Origin of the sequence: Chamaesiphon sp. VAR_69_metabat_338 (assembly GCF_031423935.1) — a bacterium.
Taxonomy (GTDB): Bacteria; Cyanobacteriota; Cyanobacteriia; order Cyanobacteriales; family Chamaesiphonaceae; genus Chamaesiphon.
The window spans coordinates 1-5,987 of sequence record NZ_JANPGM010000755.1; the positions used below are offsets into that span (position 1 = coordinate 1).

5 protein-coding genes are annotated in these 5,987 nt (G+C 49.2%); 3 read left to right on the forward strand and 2 right to left on the reverse strand.

The window, feature by feature from the left end; all coding sequences use genetic code 11:
• On the reverse strand, positions 1–1,574 hold a 1,574-nt coding region (locus RMO84_RS20830; RefSeq protein ID WP_310490349.1), incomplete at its 3' end, for a thiamine pyrophosphate-dependent enzyme.
• 271 nt (positions 1,575–1,845) lie between these two features.
• On the opposite strand from RMO84_RS20830, the gene RMO84_RS20835 reads away from it, so the two are divergent.
• Both RMO84_RS20835 and RMO84_RS20840 read left to right on the forward strand, forming a co-directional pair.
• Positions 1,846–2,604: a DeoR/GlpR family DNA-binding transcription regulator gene (locus tag RMO84_RS20835; RefSeq protein WP_310490350.1), complete on the forward strand. Its 759-nt coding sequence runs from the start codon at positions 1,846–1,848 to the stop codon at positions 2,602–2,604.
• Positions 2,605–2,626: 22 nt separating this feature from the next.
• Positions 2,627–3,319 carry an A/G-specific adenine glycosylase gene (locus RMO84_RS20840; RefSeq protein WP_310490351.1) on the forward strand — a complete coding sequence of 231 codons (693 nt, stop codon included), beginning with the start codon at positions 2,627–2,629 and terminating at the stop codon, positions 3,317–3,319.
• A gap of 244 nt (positions 3,320–3,563) precedes the next feature.
• Here RMO84_RS20840 and ilvB read toward each other — a convergent pair whose 3' ends face one another.
• Positions 3,564–5,417, reverse strand: coding sequence for a biosynthetic-type acetolactate synthase large subunit (gene ilvB, locus RMO84_RS20845; protein WP_310490353.1), 1,854 nt, complete (start codon positions 5,415–5,417; stop codon positions 3,564–3,566).
• Between the two features lie 138 nt (positions 5,418–5,555).
• On the opposite strand from ilvB, the gene RMO84_RS20850 reads away from it, so the two are divergent.
• Positions 5,556–5,726: a hypothetical protein gene (locus RMO84_RS20850; RefSeq protein ID WP_310490352.1), complete on the forward strand. Its 171-nt coding sequence runs from the start codon at positions 5,556–5,558 to the stop codon at positions 5,724–5,726.
• The last annotated feature ends 261 nt before the right edge of the window (positions 5,727–5,987 follow it).

Below are 5,987 nucleotides of genomic sequence, written 5' to 3' on the forward strand. Positions count from 1 at the left end.
GCTTCACCAAAACTGACGATATAGCCTTGAGTACCTTCACGAATTACTTCATCTTTACCGGAGACAAACTTGTAATCGCCGCCAAAGAAATCCTTACCGTTAGGATCTAAAATAGCGGGGACTTTAGATCGAGTTGAGAACACAAATCGCAAACCTGGATTGTGGAAAATTGTTTCCAAACAGGCGCGCATTTGATGGGGGTCGGCGGGGAAGTAGAGATTGGTGGCATAACCATCGCTCAAACCATTGTCGGCGAACATATTGTTCAAACCGAAGTGGCAAGTGTTGTCCGCCATGTCGTCGATCCCAGAGTGGGAGAAGTGGCTGAGGACGTTGGAATTGTTCAACCGCGCCATCGTGATTTCGGAAATACACATTTCCAAGAACGCGCTGAAGGTGCCGAAAATCCCTTGCTTGCCTGGTTCCATCCCGAAGCCAGCAGCGGCGGAGAAGTTACCGCGCTCCATAATGCCGGAGGAGATGAAGACTTCAGGATAGGCATCGTGAATCTTTTTCAGCCCGCAGGAGCCTTCGAGATCGCTATCGATGACCTTCACTTTTTCGACGCGCTCGGCTTCGCTCATCCGACTGAGGATGGCGACAGCAGCATCGCCGAAGACGTTGCGGTTGGCATCCCATTTATCGCTCGAACCCATGAAGGTATATTCATTCTTGGGTGCCTTGATGCCTTTGAGGTGGTCTGCGGCGGCTTGTTGACTGTGGGATTCGAGATATTCGATCGCCAGTTTGACCGAAATTACGTCGTGTCCGTGAGTTTGTCCTTCTAAACCGACGATACCAGGGCACATCGGGCGATGGTTGATAACGGCGATCGGCCCAGCAGTATTGACAGCTTGACAGATTCGTGCATACAGGTCATCGATATCTTCGCCATTCCCTTCGAGGATTTGCAACCCGTGACCGACTAAGGTTTTGGCGACGGTAGTACCGACGAGATATTTGGAAGGATGACCCGCGATCGTTACGTCGTTATCGTCGATAATCAGTTTGACATTGAGATTCTGCGCGACAGCTAACCGAGCGGCTTCAGCGTCGTTACCTTCTTGCTGGGAACCATCGGAACCCAGGCAGAAAGCGATTTTATTGGGGTTCGCCATCGCTACACCGTTGACATACGGCCACATGTGACCCAACCGACCGGAACTGAATTTAACTCCAGGGGTAAAGCCGAGTTCTGGGTGTCCAGGCAAGTGCGAATGGGCGGCGCGGTATTCCATCAACCGTTCGGCAGGCAAATCACCATTAAGGGTAGACATTAAATATTGAGTCGCAACCCGATGCCCAGCTTCATCGAAGAAAATCGGCACATATTTCTCAGCCGCACCGCGAAATAGCGCATCGAGAATCATCACTTCTGGCACGGTATCGAATGGCCCACCTGTATGTCCGCCCACACCACGCGCCGCACCAGTAGCGGTAAAAAAGACGATCGCATCGCGACAAAGTTGGATATTATCTTTGAGGCTAGTCTTTTGCTCGTTAGTCAGCGTGGGATTGCTAACATCTAGGCTAATGCGTTTGTAAGCGTTGAGATCGATCGGAAATTTAGTCATAAAAGTTGGGAGTTTGGAGTTTGGAGTTTGGAGAGATAGGGACTGTAGGGGCGGGTTTATAAGATCGATCTGAACAACGCTAGAGATCTAATTTGAACCCGCCCTCACTTCACTAGCAGCTAAAACCGTTGTGTTAATTTAAAATTTTGCGTGAAAATGCGTTATTTTATATCTGAAAGCGAATAAACACTTAAAAACCAGCATAAAAAAGAGTATATACTAACAAACAAGCATTATCAATACCAAACACGCAACTTCAGGCAAACCACTGATGCTAACAGCCGAGCGCAGACAATTTATTCTCGAAATTCTGCACCGCAATAAAAAGGTGCTCTCCTCAGAACTGAGTAACGAGTTGAAGGTTTCCGAAGACACCGTGCGCCGCGATTTGCGAGAACTATCCGAAGCCGGATTATTGCAGCGCGTACATGGTGGCGCACTGCTAACATCACCCGCCACCGCCAGCTATGCAGACAGGCAAAAACAAGCACCCAAAGAGAAAGAAGCGATCGCCAAATCGGCAGCAAAGTTAGTGCGTCCTGGGCAAGTGGTAATCTTAGATGGCGGTACGACAACCTTACAAGTCGCCCACCATCTACCATTAGATCTCGAAGCAACGGTGGTAACTAATAGCCCCCCGATCGCGTTAGCCCTAGCCGAACACGATCGAATTGAAGTGATAATGTTAGGGGGACGGCTGTATAAGAAAGCCCTGGTTAATGTCGGCGCAACCGCGATCGAATCTTTGCGATCGATTCGTGCCGATATCTGCATGTTAGGCGTGTGCAGTCTCCACCCCGAAGTCGGGATTAGCGTCGCCAATCTCGATGAAGCCCACGTCAAAAAAGCGATGATCGCTGGAGCAGCGGAAGTAATTGGATTGGCAACAGAAGCCAAATTGGATACGGCGGCTAATTATGTTGTCGATACAATTAGGGCGTTGACTTATTTAGTGACAGCTCCGAGTGTCGATCGCCAAAGATTGACTAACTATGCAGCTTTAGGCTTGACAATTATTCAAGAGAGCTAATCGATAGTTGCTAAATAATTCGATGAAATCGTCACAACCATTAACTAGATCTAGTAAATCCGACTATCCATCAACCGCTCAAATTAAGTGGTTTCACAAACAACTTTCCGATTGGGGCGTTATCCATCGCCGCGATTATCCATGGCGCAAAACGATCGATTCCTATCATCTTTTAGTTGCCGAATCTTTATTACAAAAAACTGATGCAGATACCGTTGCACCGATCTACGAACTATTTCTAGAGCAGTATCCAACGATCGCCGATTTAGCCGCAGCTAATCTCGATGATGTTGCCAAAATTCTCAAACCATTAGGCTTATTCTTTCGTGCCGAACGCTTGCAAAAATGCGCTGAAATTATCATCAGACAACATGATGGCCAAGTACCTCAAGACCAAAAACAATTACTTAAATTGCCAGGAATCGGTGACTATACCGCTCGGGCGATCGGTTCTCAAGCATTTAACCAGCCACTAGCAGTTTTAGATGCAAATGTAGCCAGAATTCTCGAACGTTTCTTTGGTTTGCAAGGTGAAAGAGTCAAATCTAGATGCAAAATTCTCTGGGGTGCGGCAGATTTCATCGCCCCTAAAACCGATGTCGGAACCTGGAATCTCGCGCTGTTAGATTTTGGCGCATTAACTTGCAAGGCTCAAAATCCAGACTGCGAAAATTGTCCGCTCACATCGAAGTGTAAATGGTTTAAACACAATTAGGGCGATCCCATTTTGGATTTTGCGACCCAAATCACGCGGAGGTTCCCTCCGCATGTGTTTGGGTCAAGACGGATTGGGGAAACCTTGTTGGATTTGGAGTCGATCGATCTTTCTGGATTGTTGTTTAAATTGGTACGAGATCGATCGGTTCCAAACAAGGCGATCTATTGTAAAAGCAGAGATCTGAGGGTACCCACAAGGGGCACCCCTACAGGTTAATTGTGCGCTCGCGGGTACCCTGAGCCTATTGTTGACTGCCGCATTCAGGGCAGAACTTATGCTGAACTGTATGGATCGCACCACAACTCCGACAATGAATCGCTAATGCTCCCGAACTTGCCCGTTTGGGTTTCGCTAGTCCCACCATTTCCGCATTGGATTTATTAGAAGGTACCATTGGGTAACAATTTTCATTGCGCTTGACTTGGGCATTCAGCAAGACAGGGCCATCATGAGCTAACATGGCCGCGATCGCGTCTGGTAAGTCTTCGCGATTATTGACACTGATGCCTTTAATCCCGTAAGCCTGCGCTAACAGCATAAAATCGGGCTGAGAGGGAGCCATTTCCGAGGAAGAGTAGTTTTCCTCATAAAAAGCCTCTTGCCACTGTCTGACCATCCCTTGCCAGCCATTGTTGATGATGACGATTTTGACATTCAAGCGGTAGTGCTTGAGGGTGCCGAGTTCTTGAAGGTTCATCTGGAAACTGGCATCGCCGCTGATACAGATGACTTGCTCGTTGGGTAATGCTTTCTGAACGCCCATCGCGGCGGGTACTCCAAAACCCATCGTGCCTAAACCCGCACTCGAAATCCAGTGGCGGGGAAGGTTATTGAGAAATTGCGCCGCCCACATTTGATGTTGACCGACATCGGTAGTGTAGTAGGCGTCGGGAGCTTGACGGCGACATTCGACGACGACTTCTTGAGGGGCGAGTAAACCATCGTAGCTGGGTGCTACCAGCGGATTGTCAGTGCGCCAACAATCGATCGTTTCCAGCCAAGCTCTAGTCTGTTCGGGATTGTTACCTAAGCTTAGTTCTCGCACCCGTTGGAGCAATTGCAGCAATACTTGTTTGATATCGCCGACAATCGGGACATCTGGAGTACGATTTTTGCCGACTTCCGCAGGATCGATATCGAGGTGAATTACCTTGGCATCAGGCGCAAATCCTTCTAATTTACCCGTAACGCGATCGTCAAATCGCGCGCCGACAGCAATAAGTAAGTCGCAATCAGTGACCGCCCAGTTGGCATATGCCGTACCGTGCATCCCCAGCATCCCGACCGAGAGCGGGTGGATTTCGTTAAAGGCACCTTTACCCATCAGGGTAGTGGTAACGGGGATTTGGAAGAGTTCGGCGAGTTGGCAGATTTCTGCGTGCGCGCTGGCTGAGATTGCCCCGCCACCGACATAGAGTAGGGGCTGACGACTTTTGGCGATGAGTTGGACGGCTTGGTCGATCTGCCGGAAATTGCCGCGTACGGTAGGCTTGTAGCCAGGTAATTTGACGCTCCCAGGTGCGACGGGGGTATAATCGCACATTTTCGCGCCGATATCTTTGGGGATATCGATCAAAACGACTCCAGGGCGACCGGTGGCGGCGATGTAAAAGGCTTCAGCGACGATCCGCGACATCTCTGCCGGATCGCGGACGACATAAGAATGCTTGACAATGGGCAGCGTAATCCCATAGATGTCGGTTTCTTGAAAGGCATCGGTACCGATCATCATGCTGGGGACTTGCCCGGTGACAACGACCATCGGAATCGAGTCCATTTGCGCCGTAGCGATGCCAGTAACCAGATTAGTCGCTCCAGGGCCAGAAGTCGCAAAACAGATGCCTACCTGCCCCGTAGCGCGGGCATATCCATCGGCGGCATGAGCGGCACCTTGTTCGTGACGGACGAGGATATGCTGAAGTTTACCAGCAGCTTCAAAGCGATAAATTTCATCGTAGATGGGCAGAATCGCGCCCCCAGGATAGCCGAAAATATGCTGGACGCCATGTCTATACAAGCTATCGAGGAGGGCATAAGCACCAGTCTGGCGTTGGGCGATCGCACTCACGCTCGATGCTGCTGCGCTAGCGGCAATTGGGGCTGGTTGAGTAGTTGCGACTTCAATGACACGTTGGGAGACCACAAATAAACCTCACGAGTTTAGGGTTAAATATATTTCTTAGTTACTGGGGTGGCGATCGATCCTTCAGTGATGATATCTGACTGATTTTTTATGCCAAGTTACCGCCGAATACTAGCTTATTGTCGATCGTTTAGCTGTAGTCGAGTGCCGATCGATACATTTATTTTAGACTGGAAAAATCAGGTCGGTACAATGCGTTACGCTAGCGATCGGTTTGCGGTAGATGCATGGCAGCATGTCCTCAGATCGCGATTTGAGTAGAAGATTCACATACAAGCCTGAGATCTAGATGGTGGGCACTGCCCACCCTAATAACTAAAGCCTAAAGCCTAAGAGGCTGTTTGAAAAGTTTTACTTGTTACGATCGTAGACCTGAATCCTCCTAAATCCCCCTTAAAAAGGGGGACTTTCGATCCAGTTCCTCCCTTTTTAAGGGGGGCTAGGGGGGATTCTCTAGGGTTTGCAAGTATTAATCTATACTTTTCAAACACCCTCTAACTACGCTCAAACACTCCCAGATCG

Bases quoted from the DNA above. Each gene is read 5' to 3' on its own strand.
- RMO84_RS20835 (WP_310490350.1), top strand. From the start codon at position 1,846: ATGCTAACAGCCGAGCGCAGACAATTTATTCTCGAAATTCTGCACCGC.
- RMO84_RS20840 (WP_310490351.1), top strand. From the start codon at position 2,627: ATGAAATCGTCACAACCATTAACTAGATCTAGTAAATCCGACTATCCA.
- RMO84_RS20850 (WP_310490352.1), top strand. From the start codon at position 5,556: ATGCCAAGTTACCGCCGAATACTAGCTTATTGTCGATCGTTTAGCTGT.